This window comes from Protofrankia sp. CiP1_Cm_nod4 (assembly GCF_982290645.1).
Genome location: NZ_CEVIVC010000006.1, coordinates 11,098 through 11,842 on the forward strand (window position 1 = coordinate 11,098; position 745 = coordinate 11,842).

At 72.5% G+C, this 745-nt stretch carries 1 protein-coding gene; it reads right to left on the bottom strand.

All coding sequences use genetic code 11. From position 1 onward, the window contains the following. A partial coding sequence (locus tag AC5LSR_RS02610; RefSeq protein ID WP_493468106.1) for a sirohydrochlorin chelatase occupies positions 1-426 on the bottom strand: 426 nt, incomplete at its 3' end. Positions 427-745 lie beyond the last annotated feature (319 nt).

A 745-nucleotide genomic window follows, 5' to 3' on the forward strand; every position in this document is an offset into this window, starting at 1 on the left:
GGGGATGTCGCCCTTGGCGTGCCCGGCGGAGATCAGGGTCAGCGGTACCACCGCGAGCCGGCGGTGGCCGGCGTCGACGAGGCGGCCCACCGCGTCGGCCACCGGGGGGCGGGACAGTTCGATGAACCCGCCGTCCACCGGCGTCCCGTCGGCACGTTCACGGACCCGTTCGATGAACTCCTGGAACTGCGCCACCCCGGCCGTGCTGCGGGTCCCGTGCCCGACGATCAGCAGCGCAGGCGCAGGCGGACCGCCGTCCGGGCCACTGTCCGTAGCCGTGGCACTGTCCGTAGCCGCCTCCGGGACTCCATCGGTGGCCGCGTTCGTGGCCGTCTCCGGCTCTCCTTCCGTGGCCGTGGTGGCGGCCCCGGAGGCGGCCACCGCCATGTTCAGGTCCGCGTCCGATCCGGCGTGTGGGTCTGTCAAGGATTCAGCCCCTCGTACAGCGGTGCGTCGTATGGCGGTGCGTGGACACGGCAGACGTTGGCAGTGGTGGTGGCGGCGCTCCAGTGGTCCGTTCCGACGTCTCCGACCGGTGGAGTGTGCGGGAAGGGCCGCCGCAGGCGGCACGGACCTGGCCGGTCAGCTCCACCGGTACCCCCTCGAGGTGACGACGTGCCCGGCCACGACACGGGTGTGGGTGCTGCCGACGACCACCGTCGTCGTCATACCGACCAGCTCCAGCCGTGGTGCCGGGGTGGCGCTCAGCTCCCCGATCGTGGTGACGGTGACCTGTTGGGCGGGG